Origin of the sequence: Sphingobium sp. V4 (genome assembly GCF_029590555.1) — a bacterium.
GTDB lineage: Bacteria > Pseudomonadota > Alphaproteobacteria > Sphingomonadales > Sphingomonadaceae > Sphingobium.
Window position 1 is genome coordinate 1,124,704 of record NZ_CP081002.1, and the last position, 21,479, is coordinate 1,146,182.

The 21,479-nt window shown below is 61.2% G+C and carries 25 protein-coding genes and 2 pseudogenes; 16 read left to right on the forward strand and 11 right to left on the reverse strand.

Annotated features, from left to right (window positions below; translation table 11 throughout):
* Positions 1–253 precede the first annotated feature (253 nt).
* From K3M67_RS20895 to K3M67_RS20925, 7 genes are all read left to right on the forward strand, one after another.
* Positions 254–634: a sigma factor-like helix-turn-helix DNA-binding protein gene (locus K3M67_RS20895; protein ID WP_285833292.1), complete on the forward strand. Its 381-nt coding sequence runs from the start codon at positions 254–256 to the stop codon at positions 632–634.
* Positions 624–1,796 (forward strand): DUF932 domain-containing protein, encoded by a 1,173-nt coding sequence (locus tag K3M67_RS20900; RefSeq protein ID WP_285833293.1) that lies wholly within the window; start codon positions 624–626, stop codon positions 1,794–1,796. Before K3M67_RS20895 ends, K3M67_RS20900 begins: the two co-directional genes overlap by 11 nt.
* Before the next feature lie 57 nt (positions 1,797–1,853).
* On the forward strand, positions 1,854–2,438 hold the full coding sequence (locus K3M67_RS20905) for a hypothetical protein (protein WP_285833294.1): 585 nt from the start codon (positions 1,854–1,856) through the stop codon (positions 2,436–2,438).
* A gap of 62 nt (positions 2,439–2,500) precedes the next feature.
* Positions 2,501–2,803 carry a hypothetical protein gene (locus K3M67_RS20910; RefSeq protein ID WP_285833295.1) on the forward strand — a complete coding sequence of 101 codons (303 nt, stop codon included), beginning with the start codon at positions 2,501–2,503 and terminating at the stop codon, positions 2,801–2,803.
* A gap of 20 nt (positions 2,804–2,823) precedes the next feature.
* Complete coding sequence (locus tag K3M67_RS20915; protein WP_285833296.1) at positions 2,824–3,666, forward strand: hypothetical protein; 843 nt, start codon at positions 2,824–2,826, stop codon at positions 3,664–3,666.
* Positions 3,667–3,726: 60 nt separating this feature from the next.
* On the forward strand, positions 3,727–3,981 hold the full coding sequence (locus K3M67_RS20920; RefSeq protein ID WP_285833297.1) for a type II TA system antitoxin, ParD family: 255 nt from the start codon (positions 3,727–3,729) through the stop codon (positions 3,979–3,981).
* Positions 3,978–4,289: a type II toxin-antitoxin system RelE/ParE family toxin gene (locus K3M67_RS20925; RefSeq protein WP_285833298.1), complete on the forward strand. Its 312-nt coding sequence runs from the start codon at positions 3,978–3,980 to the stop codon at positions 4,287–4,289. The genes K3M67_RS20920 and K3M67_RS20925 overlap by 4 nt, the downstream gene beginning before the upstream one ends.
* A gap of 176 nt (positions 4,290–4,465) precedes the next feature.
* Here K3M67_RS20925 and K3M67_RS20930 read toward each other — a convergent pair whose 3' ends face one another.
* The 3 genes from K3M67_RS20930 to K3M67_RS20940 form a co-directional block, all read right to left on the reverse strand.
* A complete protein-coding gene (locus K3M67_RS20930; RefSeq protein WP_285833299.1) occupies positions 4,466–4,819 on the reverse strand; it encodes a DUF4186 domain-containing protein in 354 nt (117 codons plus the stop codon).
* Positions 4,820–4,975: 156 nt separating this feature from the next.
* Entirely contained in the window at positions 4,976–5,251 is a 276-nt protein-coding gene (locus K3M67_RS20935) for an HU family DNA-binding protein (protein WP_095687240.1), read from the reverse strand.
* Between the two features lie 215 nt (positions 5,252–5,466).
* Positions 5,467–6,843: an IS701 family transposase gene (locus K3M67_RS20940; RefSeq protein ID WP_285833300.1), complete on the reverse strand. Its 1,377-nt coding sequence runs from the start codon at positions 6,841–6,843 to the stop codon at positions 5,467–5,469.
* A gap of 105 nt (positions 6,844–6,948) precedes the next feature.
* On the opposite strand from K3M67_RS20940, the gene K3M67_RS20945 reads away from it, so the two are divergent.
* Positions 6,949–7,233 (forward strand): hypothetical protein, encoded by a 285-nt coding sequence (locus tag K3M67_RS20945; RefSeq protein ID WP_285833301.1) that lies wholly within the window; start codon positions 6,949–6,951, stop codon positions 7,231–7,233.
* Between the two features lie 163 nt (positions 7,234–7,396).
* Here K3M67_RS20945 and K3M67_RS20950 read toward each other — a convergent pair whose 3' ends face one another.
* Positions 7,397–7,558 (reverse strand): hypothetical protein, encoded by a 162-nt coding sequence (locus tag K3M67_RS20950; protein ID WP_285833302.1) that lies wholly within the window; start codon positions 7,556–7,558, stop codon positions 7,397–7,399.
* A gap of 101 nt (positions 7,559–7,659) precedes the next feature.
* Between K3M67_RS20950 and K3M67_RS20955 the strand changes: the two genes are divergently transcribed.
* From K3M67_RS20955 to K3M67_RS20980, 6 genes and pseudogenes are all read left to right on the forward strand, one after another.
* Complete coding sequence (locus K3M67_RS20955; protein WP_285833303.1) at positions 7,660–8,823, forward strand: winged helix-turn-helix domain-containing protein; 1,164 nt, start codon at positions 7,660–7,662, stop codon at positions 8,821–8,823.
* 121 nt (positions 8,824–8,944) lie between these two features.
* On the forward strand, positions 8,945–9,157 hold the full coding sequence (locus K3M67_RS20960; protein WP_285833304.1) for a hypothetical protein: 213 nt from the start codon (positions 8,945–8,947) through the stop codon (positions 9,155–9,157).
* 320 nt (positions 9,158–9,477) lie between these two features.
* Positions 9,478–9,936 carry a DUF736 domain-containing protein gene (locus K3M67_RS20965; RefSeq protein WP_285833758.1) on the forward strand — a complete coding sequence of 153 codons (459 nt, stop codon included), beginning with the start codon at positions 9,478–9,480 and terminating at the stop codon, positions 9,934–9,936.
* A gap of 96 nt (positions 9,937–10,032) precedes the next feature.
* A pseudogene (locus K3M67_RS20970) lies at positions 10,033–11,084 on the forward strand (DUF2493 domain-containing protein).
* Between the two features lie 31 nt (positions 11,085–11,115).
* Positions 11,116–11,271: pseudogene (locus tag K3M67_RS20975) on the forward strand (DUF6117 family protein); the annotation flags it as partial.
* A 419-nt stretch (positions 11,272–11,690) separates the two neighbouring features.
* A complete protein-coding gene (locus K3M67_RS20980) occupies positions 11,691–12,620 on the forward strand; it encodes an SLOG family protein (protein ID WP_502958913.1) in 930 nt (309 codons plus the stop codon).
* Here K3M67_RS20980 and K3M67_RS20985 read toward each other — a convergent pair.
* Positions 12,610–13,962 carry an SRPBCC family protein gene (locus K3M67_RS20985; RefSeq protein ID WP_285833306.1) on the reverse strand — a complete coding sequence of 451 codons (1,353 nt, stop codon included), beginning with the start codon at positions 13,960–13,962 and terminating at the stop codon, positions 12,610–12,612. The genes K3M67_RS20980 and K3M67_RS20985 overlap by 11 nt on opposite strands.
* Positions 13,959–14,798 (reverse strand): acyl-CoA desaturase, encoded by an 840-nt coding sequence (locus K3M67_RS20990; RefSeq protein ID WP_285833307.1) that lies wholly within the window; start codon positions 14,796–14,798, stop codon positions 13,959–13,961. Before K3M67_RS20990 ends, K3M67_RS20985 begins: the two co-directional genes overlap by 4 nt.
* 212 nt (positions 14,799–15,010) lie before the next feature.
* Here K3M67_RS20990 and K3M67_RS20995 point away from each other — a divergent pair, with 212 nt between their 5' ends.
* A complete protein-coding gene (locus K3M67_RS20995) occupies positions 15,011–15,346 on the forward strand; it encodes a metalloregulator ArsR/SmtB family transcription factor (protein ID WP_285833308.1) in 336 nt (111 codons plus the stop codon).
* A 22-nt stretch (positions 15,347–15,368) separates the two neighbouring features.
* Here K3M67_RS20995 and K3M67_RS21000 read toward each other — a convergent pair whose 3' ends face one another.
* Positions 15,369–15,875, reverse strand: a complete 507-nt coding sequence (locus K3M67_RS21000; RefSeq protein ID WP_285833760.1) for a DUF4411 family protein — start codon at positions 15,873–15,875, stop codon at positions 15,369–15,371.
* Between the two features lie 6 nt (positions 15,876–15,881).
* Positions 15,882–17,087: an ImmA/IrrE family metallo-endopeptidase gene (locus K3M67_RS21005; RefSeq protein ID WP_285833309.1), complete on the reverse strand. Its 1,206-nt coding sequence runs from the start codon at positions 17,085–17,087 to the stop codon at positions 15,882–15,884.
* 147 nt (positions 17,088–17,234) lie between these two features.
* Between K3M67_RS21005 and K3M67_RS21010 the strand changes: the two genes are divergently transcribed.
* Positions 17,235–17,918 (forward strand): acyl carrier protein, encoded by a 684-nt coding sequence (locus tag K3M67_RS21010; protein WP_285833310.1) that lies wholly within the window; start codon positions 17,235–17,237, stop codon positions 17,916–17,918.
* Positions 17,919–17,923: 5 nt separating this feature from the next.
* Here the strand turns inward: K3M67_RS21010 and K3M67_RS21015 are convergent, their stop codons facing one another.
* The 3 genes from K3M67_RS21015 to K3M67_RS21025 are packed head-to-tail and all read right to left on the reverse strand — an operon-like array spanning position 17,924 to position 21,453.
* Positions 17,924–18,979: a hypothetical protein gene (locus K3M67_RS21015; protein WP_285833311.1), complete on the reverse strand. Its 1,056-nt coding sequence runs from the start codon at positions 18,977–18,979 to the stop codon at positions 17,924–17,926.
* On the reverse strand, positions 18,980–20,176 hold the full coding sequence (locus tag K3M67_RS21020; protein WP_285833312.1) for a site-specific integrase: 1,197 nt from the start codon (positions 20,174–20,176) through the stop codon (positions 18,980–18,982).
* Entirely contained in the window at positions 20,173–21,453 is a 1,281-nt protein-coding gene (locus tag K3M67_RS21025) for a tyrosine-type recombinase/integrase (protein WP_285833313.1), read from the reverse strand. Before K3M67_RS21025 ends, K3M67_RS21020 begins: the two co-directional genes overlap by 4 nt.
* Between the last annotated feature and the right edge of the window lie 26 nt (positions 21,454–21,479).

Below are 21,479 nucleotides of genomic sequence, written 5' to 3' on the forward strand. Positions count from 1 at the left end.
ATCAATCACCCGGGGAAGCTCTGTCCAAAAGGGTTGCATTTAGGCAACAGCCGCCAGCCAGACGTTGGTCGCAAAGTCCGAGGCGTCCAGATCCACTTGGCAGGGGGCAAATGTGTCGGCGGGAGGGGAGGGGGGGGGCGGCGATCTGCCTTGAGCAAGGCATCGTCGCTTCTCGAAATGGGAACAAGCCGCCATGATCAGATGGGTTTCACACGTCTTCCGCTCCGCGATCAGCATGTTCCGAACTTGCCGCGTGGAAAGCGACAATGATGTTCTGGAAAATATGCGGGACCATATTCGCGCGTCCAAGGGTGTGCCGGTCGAGCCCGCGTGCATCGATTCGGCGGCAGGCCTGCAATCCGCCCATGGCATGCCAATCGGTCCGGATAGCGGGTTTGCGACCGACTGCGTCCCGCGCGTGTATTTTGAGCCATCGGATCATGAGACGATCGATTTTGCAGCGCTGGCCGGCATCGCGCTATTGACGCGGCACATATTGGTCCTGCTGGTCCAGTATCAAATGCCTTCAAAGGAGATTTCGCGGCGATTCGGGATCAGTCGTTGGAAGGTTAGGCGTCATTTGCGGAAGGCGATCAGGCGGATCGCGACGCGTCAGGAAAGACGTGTGCCGTGAGCACGGACCTGTCCGCCCGTATCGCGTGGATATCTCGCGCGGAACGAATGTGTCCCGTGTCTCGTCCGAATGGTTCAGCCGCCCGCAGGACGAGCGCTATCTCTCGCTCGGAGATCTGTACGACAGCGTTCGGACCCGAGCCGACCGCGCCACCACCCGTATCGTGGGAAGCCGCAATGTCCGAGTCGAAGCGCGCAGCGATGAACCCGAGCGCCTGTCGCTGATGATGCCGGGCGATGACGCGCCCATCGCGCCAACCAACTGGTCCTTTGGCCAACTTTGCAGCCTCGTCGGCGCGCCGGCAGCCTATCTGCGCCAACTCCCCGCCGCGCTTGCCGGTATCAATTTGCAGCATGGCCTGATCTCGCATTCTGGCGAACATGTGAAGCTGCTCCATACGAGCGATGGCCGCAGCGAACTGCGCGCGGTCACCGGCCCCGACTATGGCCGGATCTGGGATCATGAACTGGTCGCGGCGGTGATGAAAATCGCGGGCAACGGCACCGGCGACACGCGCTGGAAGGTGCCCGGCGTCCTCGATTGGGGCGCGATGACCTATAATCCCCATGTCGACATCACCCATGACACGACGACCCTCTACGCATCGGACGTCTTCCTCTTTCTCGTCGACGATCTCCACCCCATCGAAGCGGGCCGATTGCCCAACGGCGAGCCGGATCTCTACTTTCGCGGATTTTACACCTGGAACTCGGAAGTCGGCTCCAAGTCCCTGGGAATAGCGACCTTTTACCTGCGTGCGGTGTGTCAGAATCGCAATCTCTGGGGCGTAGAAAATTTCCAGGAAATCAACATCCGTCACTCCAAATTCGCGGCCAACCGCTTTGCGCATGAGGCAGCCCCGGCGCTCGAACATTTTGCCCAGAGTTCGCCCCGATCCTTCATCGACGGCATTGCGGCCGCTCGCACGAAGATCGTCGCACGCAAGGATGAGGACCGTGAGACCTTCCTGCGCAAGGAGGGCTTCTCGAAGGCCGAAACCGGGAAGATCATCGCGACCGTCCTTGCCGAAGAGGGGCATCCTCCCGCCTCGGTCTATGATTTCGTGCAGGGCATCACGGCGGTCGCCCGCAGCCGTCCGCATCAGGATGGCCGCCTCGACCTCGAATCCAAGGCGCGCAAGCTGATGGAACGCGCCCGCTGATCTTGTCCGGCCGGTCGCTCGTGCCGGACCCTTCCACATTTTTTCAGGAGAATGATCATGGCGACCACGCCCGTTTCCCCGCGCCTTTTTGCGGTGTGCATCCAATATTTCAGCGCCGGTGAATGCTATGCCAGCGAGACCATGGAGGTCGAAGTGCCCGACGGCGCCGATGTCTCGGCCGCGGTCCATGCCGCCGCGCAGGCCAGCACCTATCATGATGTGCGGATACCCGAGCTGAGCTTCACCGTCGAATATATCGCGCCCGACCCGCACGATCCCGACCCGGCGCCGCTCGCGGGCCAGCTGAAGCCGGTCTGCGCCCGTTGCGGGTCGGAGTCGATCGTTCGGGACGCCGCGATCCGATGGGACGTCGGCAGCCAGCAATGGGAGGTGACGAGCATCTTTGATTGCACGACCTGCGATCTCTGTGGCGCCGAGAGCGATGATCTCGCGACCTGGGTTCCAGCCGAACAGGTCACGCCGCCCGAGCAGTTCGAAATCGACCTCGCCGCTAAACTCGATACGCCCGAATTGCGTAGCGACAGCACCTTCCAGCAATTTTGCTTCGGGCTGTTCCTGACCCATTCGGTCGACGATGCGGCCGCCGCATGGCTCGCCTCCGACCATTCGGGTCCCGGATGATATGGCCGGACGATTGGTCCCTTTCGAAAATGCTGGTTCCCACTCCCCTGAAGAGCGATCCCATGACCATCACCATTCCCGACGATCCGCTCGTCGCACGCTTCAATGCACGGCTCGCGGAGCTCAATTCCTCTGCCCGTGTGGCCCTCACGCGCATTGCCGGGCACACCGGCATGCTGGAGCTGCGCGATGACGCGGAGAATTTCCTCGAATTCATCCCCGCTGAGGCGTCGCCCGAAATGGCCGCCATCGCCTTCCCGCTCTACGCCCGAGGCCTCAACCGGGGCGTTCGGGCGGGCGAGGATGCCGCATGGGCGAAGCTGCGCTACCTGATCGGCGCGGCGGCTGCCCCCACCCACTGTTAAATGTTGGAAAGGCTAATTCCATGGCCGACACCTATTATTCTGCCTGCTTTACCTTCTGCTGCACCAACGCCGAAATGGCGTTGCTGGAGGAGGCGTTCAACGCGGCCAACGATCTGAACTGCGAACTGGAACCGCCCGCACCCAGTCAGGAACTGCTGGCTGCCTTTCCGCCGCCGGACGGCGGCGACCCATGGAGCGGCTTGCTTGCAATATTCGACGACGCGAAGTTTCCGATCCTGGGGGCTGACCTTACGGGAGGGAACAGTTTCGAGGAGCCCACCGTCTCGACCCCGATGATTTCCGGCACGGTCGATTTCCAGCCCTGGCCCATCGCCGAGCTTGTTCGGCGATGCTGTAAGGCCTCGCTTGCAAAGGCGCCCGTTTGCTTCGAATGGGCGGTCACCTGTTCGCGGGCGCGGCCAGGTGAATTTGGCGGGGGCCGCTGCGTCATCTTTGCTGTCCGGATCGATATCCAGTCAACCGGCGAGGCCCTGAGGGTGGCACTGGACCGTCCGGATCGGCAGTACAGGTTCGCCGGCAGCTCTGCCAGCGCCCGATCCAGCGGATCGGCCGCTGGTCGGCCGGAGCCTGCTCATCAATGCGCCGGCATATTTCCGCCACCCTGCGTTCAGGGACTGGCTCGATACCGTGCAGCCCAAATTACTTGGCATTGCTGGGGCGAGCCGGTTGAATGGTCGGATGTGATCGTCATGGTCGATTCCAGCCTGAGCGGCGAAGGAAGCAACGCGGACACCCCGGCACCCATCTGGGAGCGGATCCTCGACGCCTGTCGAACCCACCTCGGCCCCGGCCAGGGATCTTCGCCGCATTATATGGTGCGTCTGACCAATCTCGATGGATGATGTAACCACAAATCCACATTTGTGCTAATGGGGGTTTGTGGTGAAAATTGCGAGGTTGCCATGAGTCGGCTGACGATAGATATTTCCGAGCAGCAGCATCAGAGCCTGAAAGCTCTGGCGGCGTTGCAGGGCAAAACGATCAAGCAATATGCGATCGAGCGCCTCTTCCCTGTCGATGCAGGTGATGAAGAACCCTGGCAAGCGCTCAAGGCACTCCTGGGCGAGCGGATTGCCCAAGGGCTGGCGGGCGGGATTTCCGACAAGGACTTCGGTTCGATTGTTGACGAGGAACTCGGCAAGGCCAGCCACGCTTGACCGCCCCCTATGTCCTCACCGCGGCTGCGGCGGACGATTTGCGCGGCATCGTCCGGTACACAAAAAAGCAGTGGGGCGACACGCAGGTGCGCTCCTATATGACCAGGCTGGAACGCGGCATCGTGCGTCTTGCGATGGGCCAGGCCGCGTCCAGGGATATGAGCGATCTCCATCCGGGTCTTCGCATGTCCCATTGCGAACATCATTATATCTTCTGCTTGCATCGACGAGATGAGCCCGCGCTCATCGTCGCCATTTTCCATGAGCGCATGGATTTGATGGTGCAGCTGGAAAACAGGCTGGCTTAGGGCAGCTTGCGAGGCGGACATTACACGACGGTCGGCAATCTGCGGTAATCACCCCAACAGGGTATGACAGGGCCAGGGCGGGGACATACAGCGAGTCTGCGACCTGAAGGCTCCTGGCTCTGGCTGACGAGACTTCTTCCTGACCCGATCATCCCCGCGATGATCGGGCATTTTTGTCACGGATGGCGATTGCTCAGCCAGTCCCTGATGACCGCCACGATATAGCGCTGGTCCTGGGCACTGAGCCTCTGATCGGCAGCGATACCATGCCATTTGGAGAGGCAGGTTCGGCAGCAGGTCGCCGTCGCATGCTGCGCGACAAAGACCGGATGCCCGCGCATCGGTGCCTGTTTGCCGTCATTGAGCGGCAGCGCGGGCGCCAGCCGCTGGGCAATGAACTCTTCCGCATGGGTGAGGATCGTCTCGATACCGCGTTCAGCCAGATAGGCCTGTTCCTTCGCGTTCAACCGGAAACGCGATCGGAATGCCGATCGGCCAAGGCGAGCGAAGAGCGGGGTGAAGTCGTCCATGCCGATGGCATATATGCAGCCTCCACGACGTTGCATCCATTCTCGATGCCGTGGGCTGCTATTTCTTGCTGGCGCTGGACATGGTGCCGTTGGCGGTGGCGAAGGCGCGCTCGTCGAGGAGGCGCCCCGCGCTTCACGCGCGGAGCGCCGGATCGATCAGCCGTTCAACTGATCCTTGACCGCCTTGGCGGGCGTGAAGGCGAGCTTCTTCGACGCGGCGATCTGGATCGTCGCGCCGGTCGAGGGATTGCGGCCTTCCCGGGCGGGCTGGTCCTTGACCTTGAACTTGCCGAACCCGTTCAGCGAAATTTCCTCGCCCTTCGCCGCGGCGCCGGCGATGTTCGCGAAGACCGAATCGACCAGCTTGCGGGCATCGGCTTTGGTGACGCCATGCTCGGCGGCCAGTGCTTCAGCCAGATCGCTATTGTTCATTGGATATCCCTCTCAGAAGTGAGGCGCCCGCAATAGCGGCGGAAAAAGCGGTGGAACAGCCATTTTCATGGTTACTCCTGCGGCCAGCGCGCTAATCGTCGGGCGGGATATAGTCAGGATAGAAGCCGCTCTCACCATCATGGGGACACGGCTCTGGTTCGCGCGGGCGCGCAGGGGACAGGACCGGATCAATCCCTGAGCTTGGCTTTGTACGTTTAGGCGGCGAAGCATAGTGCCTGTGCCATACGTATGACGCGGGATGCTGGGATTTTTTGCGGTTCGCGGTTTGGCGGGGATTGTTGATTAATGTCGCCGACCCATAGTTGGAGACGGACGGCACCGATGGCGTCGCTGAACGTCAGACTGGTCTTTCGATACCACGCGGCGGCGTAAGCGGTACTTGCGCTGGTGAGCAGATCGGAGGCCCACAACGACACCAGGCTGTATAGACCGAGAAGAGCCGGGGTGGTCCGGGCAATGGCATTGTCGGTCCATTGGCGCTGTGTCTCGACGCCCAAGTGGGCTCGAGTTTCGGCGAAAGTGACCTCAATCTGCCATCGGCGGACGTACAGGGCGATGATGTTGGCGGGCTCGAGAGTGACATCGGTACTGAAGAACGCTTGCGGGGCGCGTTTTCCATCAGGATCGCGCACTAGCACCCAGCGAACGGGTAATACCGGTGTGCCGGGCCTGTACCATATGGCGGTGTCGGACGTGATTTCGAGTTCCTTGTCTTCGGCATGGCCATACCAGGCGGAGACGACAATCTTTGTCCAGCTTGTTGCAGGGTTGGACAGCAGGGTCTTGAGCTTTGGCAGCGCTGGACCTTTTTGCGCAGGCCGCCCCATCGTGCGGCAGGTCCGTTTCGGCGGCGGTGCGAACAGGTTGGCATCCAATCGCAACCGGCTGATGAGCATTGCTCGCGGTGTAATGGCATGGGCCAGTTCATGGACGGCGAAGCTGCTGTCACCGACGAAGATAATCCGGCGACCCGGCAGCCAGCGACACAGTTGTAGTGCGCCCTGCCGGGCCCAGTCAGTCAGTAGTTTATGACGTCGTCCGCGTTGATGATTGGATCGCTCCGAAGGGGCGAGCAACGTCAAGACCGGCAAGGCCTTGATCAGGCTAGTCCACGGCACCGGGGTGAGCACCATGAAGCTCAACCAGCGCAGCCCGCTGGCCTTGACGAAATGGCCGTGACTGGAGCGTACTGGGTCACGGTATATACCCCGCGCATTGATCCGGCGCCCCCATCGGCGCTCGATGGTGTCATCCATACCGATGACAACCGGGCCGTCGGGCACGAGCCGTTCGACCACCATAGCCAGTAACTGCCTGGCGACAGCGCGAGAACTCCAGCGGGCGCGACTGAGGATCTGGTGATAGCTGGCAAAATTGGCCGCCTGGGCCCGACCGGTCATGCGTAAACAGGAACTGATGGTCCGCTTGCCGGGCGCAAGCAAGGCGCCCATCACCAGAACCAGCACATGTTCCCAACTGGGCGCGGTAAAGCAAGAACGCCATGCCCGCAGCCAGTGGCGCAGTATCTGGGGAACGGGATCGCCGACAGCGGCCTTGGAATGATGAAGCATCCCATGCTTCGAATCGCGACCAGCACGGGTTGCAAGGCAATGGCTGGAGCGATGCGGCGAGGTGAATCAGATGCGCTCTGACCTGAAGGAAGCTACGGTCGCGCCATGGATGAAGACGAAATCGCAGCGCGCATTGAAGAATTTGACGCAGCCAATGGCGGCGGCGTAGGCTGGTATGAGGAGAAAGGCGCTTACCACCTCTACCTGCTCACAAATGAGGCGCCGATCGCGCGCCTCAAGCCAACTGGCACAGGTGACGAAGTCAGGATCGCCTATTGGTCGCATCGACGAAAATGGGACGATATCGACGACATGGGCGGATGCGTCCTACCCCTCGATCAGGCCCTCGACCACGTCGCAACCAACAGCATCTTCTGGACCTGGACCTGATCAAAAACGTACAAAGTCGAGCTGAGAAGCTGATTCGAATGATGGCGCCGCCTTTGGTCGATTCCTGGAAAATAGGGCGGATCTCCTCGCCCTGGGCCATGCGCGACCCAATCCAGCCGCAGCGCTCCGCCGACAGATAGCCGATCTGAACGCCGCGCACGCTTCAGACCGCGATGGCCGACGGATCGAACGGGTTCTTGGGCTCGGGTACGAGATCGACTGCTTCGCCCGGCACACAGAGCCTGATCTCGAACAGCCGGTTGTTGCGTTCCTTATTCTCATGGATGGCGCCGACGACGGCGAGGCTGATGTCGGGACGACTCATGGTAGCATCGGTAGATCGATGACCTCTTCCCGCCAAGCACCCGTGATAGCTTGCCGATCGCTGATGTCATTGTCTCCTTCGTTCGTCTAGCAACGGGCGACATGACGAACAGCATATCGCTTCGCGAGGCCCGGCGCATTGCCCTCGCCGCCCAGGGTTTCGGCCGATCCCGGCCCGCGAGCGTCGGTAAGGCGCATTTGCGGCGGACGACCGAACGCCTTGGGCTCCACCAGATCGACAGCGTCAATGTTCTGGCGCGAGCCCACTATATGCCGGCCTATTCGCGCCTGGGCGATTATGACCGGAACTGGCTCGACCAGGCCGCCTGGGGGAAGGCCCGTGACCGAAAATTGTTCGAATATTGGGCGCATGAAGCCTCGCTTCTGCCGATGGACTGCCACCCCTTGCTGCGCTGGCGGATGGCGCGCGCCGATCGGGGCGAGGCGGGGTGGAAGGGACTGCGCGCCTTTGCCGGAGAGCGGCGCGGCGAAGCGGAGACGCTGCTCGAGCGGTTCAGGGCCGACGGCCCGCTTGCGGCCTCCGACTTTGAGGGCGCGCGCAATCGATCGGGCTGGTGGGAATGGGGCGAGGCAAAGCAGATGCTCGAATGGCTTTTCTGGGCGGGGCACGTCACCACGGCCACCCGCCGTGGCAGCTTCGAGCGCGTCTATGATCTGACCGAGCGCGTCATTCCGCCCGACATCCTCGCCATCCCGACACCGGAGCCGCGCGACGCCCAGCGTGCGCTCATCGAGCAATCCGCCCGGGCGCTCGGCATCGCGACCGCTGCTGATCTGCGGGACTATTTCCGGTTGAAGCCCGATGAGGCTAGCGATGCCATCCAGGATCTGCAGGAGGAGAGGGCGCTCGTTCCCTTCACGGTGGAGGGTATGTCGCAGGTGATGTTCCTGCATCGCTACGCCCAGGCGCCGCGCCGGATGACCGCGCGGGCGCTCCTCTCGCCCATCGATCCCCTGATCTGGGAGCGCTCCAGAACCGAAAAGCTGTTCGACTTCCACTATCGTATCGGCATCTACACTCCGGCGCCCAAGCGGTCCCACGGCTATTATGATCTCCCCTTCCTGCTGGGTGACCGGATCGTGGCGCGGACCGATCTCAAGGCAGACAGGAAATCGGGACGGCTGCTTGTGCAATCTGTCCATATGGAATCTGGCGCCCCGGCAGACACGCATGGACAACTCGCTGCGGAATTGGGGCTTCTCGCCCAGTGGCTCAAACTGGAGCTGGTCGCGCCCATAATCTGACCCCGCAGGTTCTTAGCGATTTTCGAGCCGGGTCGGATCGTTCTTTCCCGCGTGAAAACCGTCGAAAGGCGGCCTCGAAAGGTTTATGAAGTGCCGCGCATTTGGGGCAGAGGAGCCCGTCATGACTGAATTTGAAGGACGTGATCTGCACCTGGTCAAAAAGGCCCTGTGCATCGGCATTCTCACGATCGAGAGCCAGGAGGATGGACCGTTCAAAGCGGAGTCGAATCTGACCGACATAAAGGCGCTGGCGGACGGCCTGATGCTCGGCGGCGTCGAGCTTCATCACTATATGCGCTCGGCGCATATCGCTCTTACCGGCAGACCGGACTGACAGTCATCTTATCCCTCTGGCGGGCTGAGGGGACGTTGCTCCGTCCCCTACGGGATCGCGCCTTGCAAGCGTCGACCCCTGATCGTCTCCCTGTGCGCCGCACCGCGCGGCACCTTTGGCTTCATATCTTTCGTCGGTGATCACGCCCGTGGCCACCTATCGCGCGCGCTGTCGAGGGGTCGGAGGGCGCGGGGGCGGTGAGGTCGTGCCCTCTTGAGAGGGCAGTGCGTGGCGCGCGGGCAGGGACCAGAGGGGAGGAGGATTTTGGAGGGTGTCGCTTTCGAATGGTCGAGAGCGGCATCATCCAAGGAGTTGAAGTCATGAATATCGGTGAAATCCAGAATGTGAATGGTCGTCTGACGGGCTCGATCGCCACGCGCACCATCGACCTGCCGCGCATCGGTCTGCGCAAGGTCGAAAGCATGAGCGATCGCGCGCCGCTGTACGAAATCCTCACGCTGAATGTCGCCCGCCGCTGGGTTCAGATCGGTGCGCTCTGGGAAGCGGCTTCGAAGAAGACCGGGGAAGCGTTCCTTGCCGGATCGGTCGACGATCCGGGCCTTCCCGAACCGCTGCCTGTCGCTCTCTTCCCGACCGAAGACGGCGGCTACACCATCGCCTGGCGCCGTGAGACGCTGCGTGCGGAATTCAACGGTGGCTTCGGGGCGTCGCAGCGCTCCTATGACGAGCGCGGGCAATCCGGCTTCGGTGAAAGCACTGCCGGCGCCGATGGATCGCTCATGGGCAGGAACGATCTCAACGACGAGGTTCCCTACTAAGAACCCGGCGAAGCGAATATGGGCCGGGAGAGCATCCGCTTTCCCGGCCTTTTTTGCGTCCGCATGTCTTCCCTTCAAATATGAAAGGACCGCGCCATGGCCAGCGCCCCGCGCAGCAGCATCGATCGCTTTGCCGATCTGCCCACCCTCTACGCCCAGATGACCGCAACCCCTGAATTCCAGGCCGCTTTCGGCGACCCGCTTGGCCTCTCGATCGTCTCGCCGGGTGAAGAACCGGCTGAGTATGAGATGCCCGAAGCCATCGCCGCGCAGGCGGAATGCGGCGGGATTGTCGCCGCCATATTCGATCTGTTCTGCGATACCCGGCTTGAGACGCTTGCCCCCGAAATCGCCTGGGGCATCGTTAACAGCTTCCGCTTCGTCGCCAGAAAGCTCGAACGACAGGAGGACCGGCTTGCACAGGAGGTCGGCGAACTTGCCCGCGAGCCGGACGTCAGCGAAGTGTACACGACCTCCCTGGAGGAGAAGCAACTTCTCTGCCAGTCGATCGCGGAACAGCGCCATGCGATCGAGTGCATGCGCGACTATGCCGCCGAAATGTATCGTGCTCTGTCGGGGTGGCCATGGACGCCCGCGCGGGGCACCCGGGCGTCGACTGCATCAAGCGCGAGCCAGATCGCGGCGCTCGATTTTCTGCGCGCGCGCACCCTTGCCATACGCGAAAAGCATATGCCGCAGGGGCCGATCGTGGTCGTGACCGGGCCTGCCGACTGGCATGACTGGAAACTCATCTGGGACCGTCTCGATCTCATCAAAACGCGTATCCCGCACATGACCCTCATCACCACCGGGCAACGGCGGGGCGTCGACCAGATCGCTGCGGCCTGGGCGGCGAGGACCGAAATAGGCGTCCCGGTCGTGGTTTACGGCCTTTACGGTTCGGGGAGGAAGACCGCTTTCAAGCGGAACCGGAAGATTCTCGAACTGAACCCCGTCGAGGCTTTGCTCTGCGAGGGGTGGGTATCCAGGCGAACCTCTATCAGTTGCTGCGGGACGCAGATGTTCCGATCCACGCCTTCCACCGGGCGGATCAGGCGCCCGACACACCCGTGCTGGCGCGGCAACGTCGTCAGGCGAGCAATCGAGGGGAGGCGGCGCATGGCTATTCCCAACTATCTGCGCACTAATTTCCAGACCCTGCTGCGCGCGGCGGGGGACGGCAATCTCGCCCTCATGGAGTGCCAGGATACGCAGACGGGTGATCCGCGCTTTGTGATCTGTGCCATCGGTCGAGATGGTTCGGACTATGTGATGACCCCCTTTGGCCATCTGGTCGAAGGCAATCCCTATGACGCCTATGTCCCGCCGATTTGAATAAGATAAGATCGACCGGATAGTTCTCCAAGGGATCGGCAGCACCCCGGCTGTCGGTCCCTTTTTTTTATCCAATGGGAGAGGGCGCACCGTCGGTTACGGGTCTGTTGGGCGAGCGCTGCGTCTGGACCCAAGCCTCCATGGGGGCATCGAGCCCCCATGGAGGCTGCCTCTCTTCTTCTCTCAACAAGCGGGATAAGTTTACACGGGAAACCCCGGCGGCCTCAAGGACGACGGGGCCCCACCATTTTTTCTCGCGGGCGGGCACCTGCGCGCCATCGCTACGGCGGTGCGCGCGAGAAAAAATCGTGACCCCCATCGCCGCTTCGCGGTCGTGGCTGCGCCACGATCCTTGACCCCGCCGAGGCGAGCCCGTGTGGAAGAGGAAACCTCTTGAAGAGCAAATGAAGGAGGTTCCGATGCTGAATATGACTGACCGCGACGCAACCCTGGATCGCTTCGCCGACGCCTTTATCGAAACGACCGACAGCTACCGCATCGCGCGCGGAGACGACGTCATCCAAGCGCCGATGCCCGATGGCGAGGTGGTCGCCCGGGCCACCGAGTTGCTGGTCACGACCCTGTTCGATGTCCTGCGCGATACCCGGCTGGAGGCCATGGCGGACCGGATCGCATGGGGCATCGTCCACAGCTTCCACAAGGTTGCAGGCCAGATTGAGGGGGAAGCGGACAAGGCGGCGATGGCCGTCCGTCGGCTTATTGAACAGAATGACGGGAGCGAGATTGGCAGCGTCGAACTGGAAGAGGCACAGATGCTCTGCCAGTCGCTCGACGAAACCCAGGACGCGCTGGCGTGCATGCGCGACTATGCCGCCGCGACCTACCATGCCGAGACCGGACGGCCCTGGTCAGCCCCGCGCGCCTCGCTGGTCTCATCCAAGCGGACCGCACCGGTGGTGGCGGCGACCGATTACCTGGCGGCCCGGCGCAAGCGGCATATCGATGCACGCGCGCCCAAGGGACCGGTCGTGATCTTCTCCGGCGGGCAGGTCTGGGAGGATCACCGCCTTCTCTATGCAGCGCTCGATAGCATCAAGGTGCGGGTGCCAACGATGGTTCTCGCGACAACAGGGCAGGATAAGGGGTGCGACGCGATCGCGGCGGCTTGGGCGGCGCGTACGGTGTGCCGGTCAAGCCGGTTTCAAACTGCATGCTCCGATCCGGTCTTCGCATCACCTTACGCATGGAAACATGGGCCTGAATTCCTTGGGATTTCGCGCCTGAATGCGGCATTCGAGCGACTGAACCGGTGGGAAAAAGTACGCTCTTGCGATGCTGCCGAGCCCTGTATGTTCTCAATTGGGGACCAAATAGCCATCACCGGTTAGTCGATATGGAGAGCGTTGCCCCGACGCTGTTACGTTCGGACTTTTCCTTGATGTCCTCCAGCACTCTCCCCACGTTTTGACGGATGGCTAGGCGGGCGATCGGCTCCCAATAAGGCACCGGATCAATCCGCAGTTTGTGCTCCGACGATACTCGCAGCAGCGTTCGGTTCGAGCCGATCGGCATGAGCTCGAAACGAGTTTCGCCGGTCAAGAAATAGCCTTGCACGTGGGGTGCGTGAACTCGCCGGTATGGGCTCATTTCTTCCATCGCCGGGGGCTGGTTCTCGACACGAAAAGCGAGAACGCGATCCTGCTTCCACTCTGTCACCACTTCGGTAGCCGTGCCGGTCGAAAAGGCGCCGATGCGCTTTGCGCCAACACCTTCGCCCTCAAGTTTTCCGTTCATCGGATAGGCCAGCCCTGCGAGCGCCGGGAGACCAGGTGCAACTTCGATCGGCTCCGAACTGGTAAGCGCCTGCCACACCATTTCGGGAGTTGCGCCGATCTTGATTTCATACTGTGTGGCAATCGGCGCTTCCGGCGGAACAGCGGCTTCGACCATGAAAATCATCGGGAGTACCGCGACGCTTGCGAGCGGGTTTCGGCGGTTGTGCCGAGCAATTGCCAAGCCCCTGCCGAGAGCCGCGCCCAGCATGACGATGGGAACCGCGAGCGGCGCGGCCAAGAGTATGCAGACGATCCCTTCAAGCGCGAGGACGACAAGTGCGAGGCTCCCGAGCCCCGCCGCAGCAATGGCGAGTTTCATCGTCCGCGACGAGCCAAGATCGCTTTCGGAGTTGACCAGATATCCCGTCGTGATCCCGACCAGGAGGGGCGTCATCACGAACAGTCCCCAGCCATACGCTCCAAACGTCACCGCCGAAATCAGCACCGCAAAAACGATGAGCGCGACGCCTGCAAGCAGGCCCAGCGCGACACTCTTGGAAGCATGGCGCGTTGCGTGTCCCTCCTCGTCGAGAGCGCCCTTCGACGGGAGAAGTGCATTGAGCGCGATGGCTGCCAATTGGACCACTGGAACAACGCTCAGCACAGCCAGAGCAAAGCCCCGGTTTGTCCGCTGTGCGAGCCTGAAGGAAAGCAGGGCAAGCAGCCACGCTACCAGCAGGCAGTAAGCAAAAATGACCGCGCCCCAGATCGCGGGGAGACTCCAAAGTTCCAGAGTGCTGCTCAGCGGGGTAAGCCAAAATTCAAGATCGAGCGGACGCTCGTCCGCATAGGTTTGTCTTGCAAACCAAGCGACAAGATTCTGGCTGGCGATAAGGGAAATCGTCGCCGCAAGATAGGCAACCCGGCGCAGGATTTCAGACCGGCTGGCGCTCATGGTCGCGCCTCCTTCAAAGTCTGCACAGAGTGGGGTGATGGCGCGCCAATCCGTCGGATCGCCTTCGCCCTGTCGAGCTGTTCGGGACGTACCACATCCCAAGCCAAACCGGCGCGCTCCAACAGGCGGATGAATGCAAAGCCCCAATCGGATTGACCGGGATGGATGCCGATTTGCGCCGAGCCGGGATAGGCGTGATGGTTGTTGTGCCATGCCTCGCCCATGGTCAGGATAGCGGCCCACGGCACGTCGTGCGCCTGCACCCCTGCATCAATCACGGTCCAGTTTTGCGGACCGCGCGTATGGGCGAGGTGGCCGACAAACCAGTGGCCGGTAACCGACGCAGTCACCCGGACGCAGACCCCCCAGATGACCCAGCTCCATCCACCACCTACGAAAAGCAGGGCCGCGATCGGCAACTGCTGTAGCATCCAGGTCCGCTCCAAGAACCGGTAGAACGGATCATCTCCTGCCGGGCCGAGATCGAACGTCGGTGGCTGGTCCAGAATCAAGCGACAGTGTACTTGCCAATAGTAATCTCGCAGCATCCCGCCACGGTGAGCGAGATAGTCGTGACAGTGTGGATTGCGCTGAGCCCAGTCTCGCAAATCATGAGTGCGGATCATCCAAAACGGCCCACTCATCCCCACGCACGTTCCGACCCAGACGAGGAACCGTTCGAGCCACAGTGGGCATTCAAAACTGCGATGTATCAGCCGCCGGTGGAAGCCGACACTGTGGCCGAGCAAGAGCGATGCTCCGGTTAGCAGGACGAAGACCAAGAACGCATCCCAAGCCCAGTAGATAGGACTTAAAACCAGTGTCGCGGCGAGCATTCCTCCGTTCCAAAGGGAGTGGGCCGGGTCCCACCGCACGCTGCCATGCGAGGGGCTAGACCCCCGCATCTCGACGAGGCTGTTAACCTGGCACCTATCTTGATCTGCCCCATTCGTCACAGCCACGCCTCCACGTCTACTAGGTAATTAACTTATGGCTTAATCGTCGATTTAGGGTTGTCAAGTGATTAGCTTATTCCTTAATTGAAGGCATGCAAAAGATCTTTGAAGCCTTGGGGTCGGCCCCGCGACGCAAAATTCTCGCTTATCTGTCGGAGACAGAGCTGAACGCGAGTGAGATTGCCGCGCGATTTTCGATGTCAAAGCCCGCCGTCTCCCAGCACCTTTCCATTCTCGAGAATGCAGGTTTGATAGCCAGTGAAAAACGTGGCCAGTTCGTGTTCTACCGTCTGATTCCAGACAATTTGGTCAACACGCTGAATTCCTATGTGCAGGAAGTGTGCCCGGTTTCGCGCCCCCTGAAGCGCGAAAGTGCAGAGCTATCTGCGCGCAAATCTGCGCGAGACGAAGGATCAGATGAATCGTAGGATGTTCCGAAGGACTTTCACCTCATCCCCGCCAACGCGTGCTGAATCGCAGCGCACGCAACATCGTGAATGTGTCGCAGCATTGAACGCCGACATCCGCGCAGACATCGGGGATACGGCGGTTCTGCCGCTGCTGTCGGCGCTTTGACGCTTCCGTCGTCACCACGCAGCGGTTTGCAGGATCAGCCAATGCATGGGCAATCAGGAATGGATCGCGACCGATTGCCTCCAGTTCGTCGTCCGTCAGATCTGGCGCGTACTGATTAGTGACGCGCTGCACCAAGGCGGGTTGAACGTCTTCGTCAAAAAGGATCGCGGCCTTGTGTGCGTCGTCCTGAATCCAGGCATAGAGCAAATCACGCTCGGCATCGTTGCTACCGTCCTTCACTTCTTCGAGCGTCTCGATCGGCATTTTGATCTCGCCCGCGTTGCCCATGTGGACAAGCCATTCCCAGAACTCCGGCACGGCATCGACAGGATAATAGAGATTTTGCGCCGTGATGAGCACGTTGGCATCAAGCAGGTACAACATGCGTCAGGCACCCTGCTCGATAGCAAGCGCGGCACCGCTCAGCAGCGTGTGAACGCTCCGGGGTTTAACCCCCAGCAGCTTGCTCGCGCGGGTGGGTGTGAGCACCCCTTCGCTCATGTTTCGGGCCACGAAATTGAGCAATGCCGCGCCGAGGCGGTGTCGCCGGACAATGTAGTAGTTGGGGCCGCCGTCCATGCCCCGCGCACGTTCTCGCTGGGCCGCGCGGCTTTGCAGCCATTGGACCCTAAAAGTATCGGTCAGCGCCCGCCAGGTGCGCTCGGTGATCTTGTCCGCGCGGAACAACCGGTAAGCCACCAAGGAACGGCTCACCAACCGCACTTCGGCAAACTCGGTCACCAATCGTGCCGCTTCACCGAGGTCAGTCGCGCGGGTGATCAGGAGTTGATCAAGCTCCCGCTGCGGGAGCAAGAACGAACTCGCGACATCGTTGCAGAACTGCTCGACCGCGCCTTCGAAATGCCCTCCGCTCACGCCGGTTGCGCCGATCCAGAGATGAGCGACTTCATGCAGCAGAGTAAAGGACCAAGCCGTCTTGGCGTCCTGATCGTTGATCACGACAAACGGTGCAATCGGATCGGCGAGAGCGAAGCCCCTGAAAGCATCGACATCGATTGCCGAGTGGTGGCTTCCGAGATTTCCGATCAGCAGTACGTAGATTCCAGCGGCTTCGACGCGGCTACGCAGCAGGGCGAAGCCGGCATCTGCCGATCCCTGGGCGCGGAATGCTGCAAGGTCGAGGCCAAGCACTTGGCGGATCGACGCCAGCACCGGGCCAACGCCGTCGTTGCGCGACATCGAGCCGATGAACGGGAGGGGCTCGGCCTCTTCCTCTTCCACCTGCACGGCGCGCACGACGGCCTGCCGGGAACGGATGTCGCGAACCAGTGCGTCCACAAGCGGCTCGCCGCCAGTGTGACGATCAGGCAGGGTGCGGAAGTCCTCGCCCCGGTCCCCCCGAGCGGGAGGCTCATCCAGGTAGAATGACACAAGCGGGCGGCGATAGATTTTCGCCATTTTCAGCAAGACCGGCCGCGAAACCTCGCCTTCCTCGGTTTCCAGAGCAAGCAGACGGTCAGCACCTGAAACCCCACGGGCGGGATTTATGCCTACCTTGGCTGCCGCTTCCTCAAGCGAAAGCCCCGCGCTTTCGCGCGCCCACTGTAGGATCGAAGGCTTCACCACCGGCATTGGCCCTCATTCGCACAAGATGAGGCAAAGCGTGAGCGGAATTTGCTCGGTGGGAAGGCTGTTCGACAGCCGCACTCATACCTCGGGACTCAGAACATGTTGTTCGAACGGTGCGCAACGCATAACGTGCGAACTCTGGAGAACGATATGACTTCTTCCCTTGGGCTTGCCGGTGACCTGGACGACGTCGAACTGATCGAAGATGTCGAGGCTGCTTTCGGCATCCGTCTGGTGGATGAAGAGATTAGTCGGTGCTCGACCGTGGGGCAGCTCTTCGAACTGATCGAAGCCCGCCTCCCGGAAATGCCTAGCGGGCAATCATGCGCGACCGCGATGTGCTTCTATCGGTTGCGGCGGGCACTGCAGCCGCACTCCGCGATCGCCCTGAAGCCGAAGACATCTATCATGGCCCTAAGAGCCGTGCCTGTCCGGAAACTGCACCGAATCATCGAAGCCGAATGCGGTCTGCGCCCTCCTCCGCAATACATCACCTTGTGGGGATGCCTGGCGCTGCTGTTCGTTGCGGTTTTTCCATTCGGACTCTTCGCCATCGGTATGCCGTGGTGGGTTGCTCTCCCGTCCGCAGCTTTTGGAGTCGGGTTTTATTGGTTTGCGCCGATCCGATTGCCCGACGAGGCCGAGACGTTCGGCGATCTGGTCAGGATAGTCGCATCGCGCAGCATCGGTGCGCTGGCGGACCAAGGAGCCCGGATTGGGCCGAAAGAAGCATGGAAAGCCTTCACGGATGTGCTCTCCGATCACACTCAGCTTTTGAAGACCGAAATTTGGCCGGAAACGCTGTTGCTGGCTCCGAAGAAAGCGACAGCGTAATGCCGTCATGTGGGCATCGGTATGCGTTCCCATCTGAGCCAGCGAGGCATCGACGACCCAGTCGCGTAAGCTAAGAATATCTCACGCACTTCGTCAAAATTGAACGTCTCGTTTGGGGCAGTCTCGGACGATGATGTGAACTTACCGGAAACCGCGCTGAAGTGATGCTGGCTGTCTCCTTCACGCATTTCAATGACATAATTGCCGTCTTGGAACGCTGTTTGGAGATAGGTTTCTGGGCCTGCCTCCAAGATCACGAATGCGCGAGGCCCTACATTGAGCAAAGAATCGTGAAGAGCCTCGGTTGTGGGTGGCCCCTCGAACTGCTCGCCCGCGATAATAAGAACCAAGTCGCTGCGAATGACACCTTTGGGCGGCCTCGTGCGTAGCGCTTTGCCAGAAATGGTCACTGTATCGTGCAAAAAGCGGACGAGCGGCTCGGCCTCCCGCCGATCTTTGTGTGCCGACCAGTAAATCAGTGGGCCGCCAACCATGAAAACCAAGGCGATAACAACCAGTTGACGGGTCGATGCCTGGCCGCTGGAGATGAGCTGAAAAACGATGAAGGCCATCAGTGGGATAAGGAGCGAGAACATTATCACTCCATTTAGGTCGGAACCGGCAAGCCCTCGAATGCTTGCTCCCTGCCTCCTCGAAGAAATCACGCCGAAAAGCATTGGGCCATATCGATCAAAAGCACTGTACCACAGGCAGATAAAGGGACCCAGAATCCAACCTCTCGGACCATTCGTGGGTTCGAGCCAACGCTTTTTCCGTTTGCGAATCGCGGTTTTGACCGTCGATGCATCAAGCTGGGACTCAAGGTCAAACCTGTAACCAAAGGGTTGAAACGGCACGATGTCCCCCATCATTTGGCGATACATTACGCTGAAAATACGCTTCATTGCCATGGCTATCGGACAGTGCCGTTTCTCGTATTTGGTCTTTAATTCCCGCATCGACGCCGCAGACGCATGACCCAGCTCGCTGATTATGAGCGTGTTCGGGTTAAGGGAGCGGCCAGTCAGCCTGTGGCCAAAGCAGGTCAGAATTTTGATCACCTAAACCATCAAACTTTCCACCGCATCCCCGATTTGCTGCGCGGCATCGAGCAAGTGCTCGTCATCGAGATGGGCATATCGGGCCGTCGATTGATGGTTTGCATGGCCGAGCAGTCGTCCGATCATGGGCAAGGTTTCCTTGCTCATCGCGGCATGGCTGGCGAACGTGTGGCGCAGGTCGTGGATGCGCAGTTTGCCAAGGTCGGCCCGTTGAAGGATCGTAAGCCAGAGATGCTTGATGCAGCTGATCGGCCTTCGATACTGGTAGTTCCAGAACAGCCAAGGGATCTTTGGGTGGCGCGGCAGACTGTCGATGACCTCACGCGCCGCTGAACCAAGCCAGACCGTGCGCGGGCCGGTCTTGCTGTCGCGCAGGAGCAGACGATTGCCCTTCACGTCCTGCCATTGGAGGGTGAGAATCTCGCGGTAGCGGCAGCCGGTCAGCAAGAGCAGCGTGATGACCGCGCACCCTGACCGGATCGTGAGATTGTCGCTGGCGCGCAGTTCGGCGAGCACTTCCCCGAACCGGTCCAGTTCCTCGGTGGATAGAAACCGTTCGCACTGCCTCCGCTTGTTCGGCCTTACCGACCGGCAAGGATTGGTGTTTTCGAGCCGGTATCCCCAAACCTCGGCCTTGTTGAGCATGTTCTTGAGTATTTCGAGCGTTCGGTTCGCCGCGCCTGGGCCGGTGCGGTTGTTGAGTTCCGCGAACCACTTGGTCACATGCCCTTCGTTCAGCTCGTCGATGAACACGGCCTTGAAGGCGCCGTCGAGATATTGGCGGCGATAGCCGTTATGAGTCGCGAGCGTCGATGCCTTCCACTGCGGCGACCAGCGAGACCAATACTCCTGCAGGAAATCGTCGAACCGCGGTGCGGAGCGGATGCGCTTGCGGTCAGTCGCCGGATCGCGCCCGACCTGCGCGTAGGCGATGACGCGCCGCGCCACCATCTGCGCCTGGTGGCGGGTCAGCACCGAGGCCGGGCCGATCGTGACCGTCCGCAGTCTCCCCGCCATCCGCGTCTGCACGATGTAGACATTGCGGCCGCTAGGGTAGTGCCGGATGCCAAAGCCGTGCTCGATCCCCAGCCAGGTCGTGGACCGCGCCTTGCCCTTCGGGACGAGCAGGAAGTTGACGTTCGCGCCAACCTCCGCGAGCGCTTCCTCCACGATCCGTTTGAGGCTGGCGGCGGTCATGGACGTAGCCCGATCGCCTGCGCCAGCGATCCGGCGATGCGGTCGGCGGCATCGCCAATTACGTCATCGGACAGATGGGCGTATTTGGCAGTCGTTTCCGGCAGGACATGCCCGAGCAGCCTGCCGATGGTCGCGAGTGGCACATTGTCCATGATCGCGGTCGAAGCGAAGCTATGCCGCAGGTCGTGGACCCGGACATCGGGCAAGGCGCAGCGCGCACGGAAAGGGAGCCACCAGTTGTCGAAGTTGAGCGGCCTTGTCCTGGCGCGGTTCGGGAAGACAAGCGAAGTATCCTCGTGCCGCTCGATCCCTTCCAGCACCTCAAGCGCCTGGCTGTTGAGCCAGATCGTCTTGGCTCCGGTCTTGCTGTCCGGCAAAAGGAGGCGCGGCGGCTGCACCCACTCCCAGCGGAGATTCAATATCTCGCCTACGCGCGCGCCCGTGAACAGGAGCAGCCGCGTGAGCGCAACCTGTGCGGGATAGGCGGCCTCCTGTTCTCGCAATGCCGCGCCGATCCGGCGATACTCCGTTGGCGTCAGGTATCGCTCCTTCGGTTCACGTTTGTAGCGAGGCATCCCCCGACAGGGGTTGGAGCCCTTTCGCCGCAAGCGCAGCGCCTCGGCATATTTGAGCAGCGCTGCCAGAACCGGCAGGGCGCGATTGAACAGCCCCTCCCGTGTGCCCGCGCAATCATCTCGCCAGCGGTGAATGTCGGCGGGAAGAATGTCCGCCACGCGCATCGCGCCGAAGGCCGGTGCAATGACAGTCTTCCATGCGTTCCAGTTTCGCTTGGTCGTCGAGGCTTTCCACACCCGTGACAGGTCATCCCAGTAGGTATCGACGAAGTCTGACAGGATCGGCGTCGCCTTGACCACTGCGCGCTTGGGCAGACCATCGAGTGCCACCTCGGCCAGCAATCGCCGGGCCTGTGCCCGTGCGAGCTCTGCCGCGAGTTCGTCAGATCGGCCCAATGTGATCCGGCGATGCTTGCAGCGATGGCGCAGGCGAACGAACCAATAATAGTTGCCGGTCGGCCTGACGCGCAGGCCAAAGCCCGCAAGTTCCGTATCCCAGATGCAGTATTCCGTCTCGCGCAGCGGCAGCTTGCGCCGCGCAAAGTTGCCATCGAGAAGTGCCCGGCGCCCGGGCTTTCGCCGCGTGGGGACCATATGGCCATCGCCCATATCAAAACCGGGGTCGAAAGTCGCGGAATTCCGGTCGTTTGCGGGGACCATATGGCCTTCAACGGCATACCCGCTGCCGAGCAGCCCCAGCATCTCACGCACTGATTTTACGGCGTTTT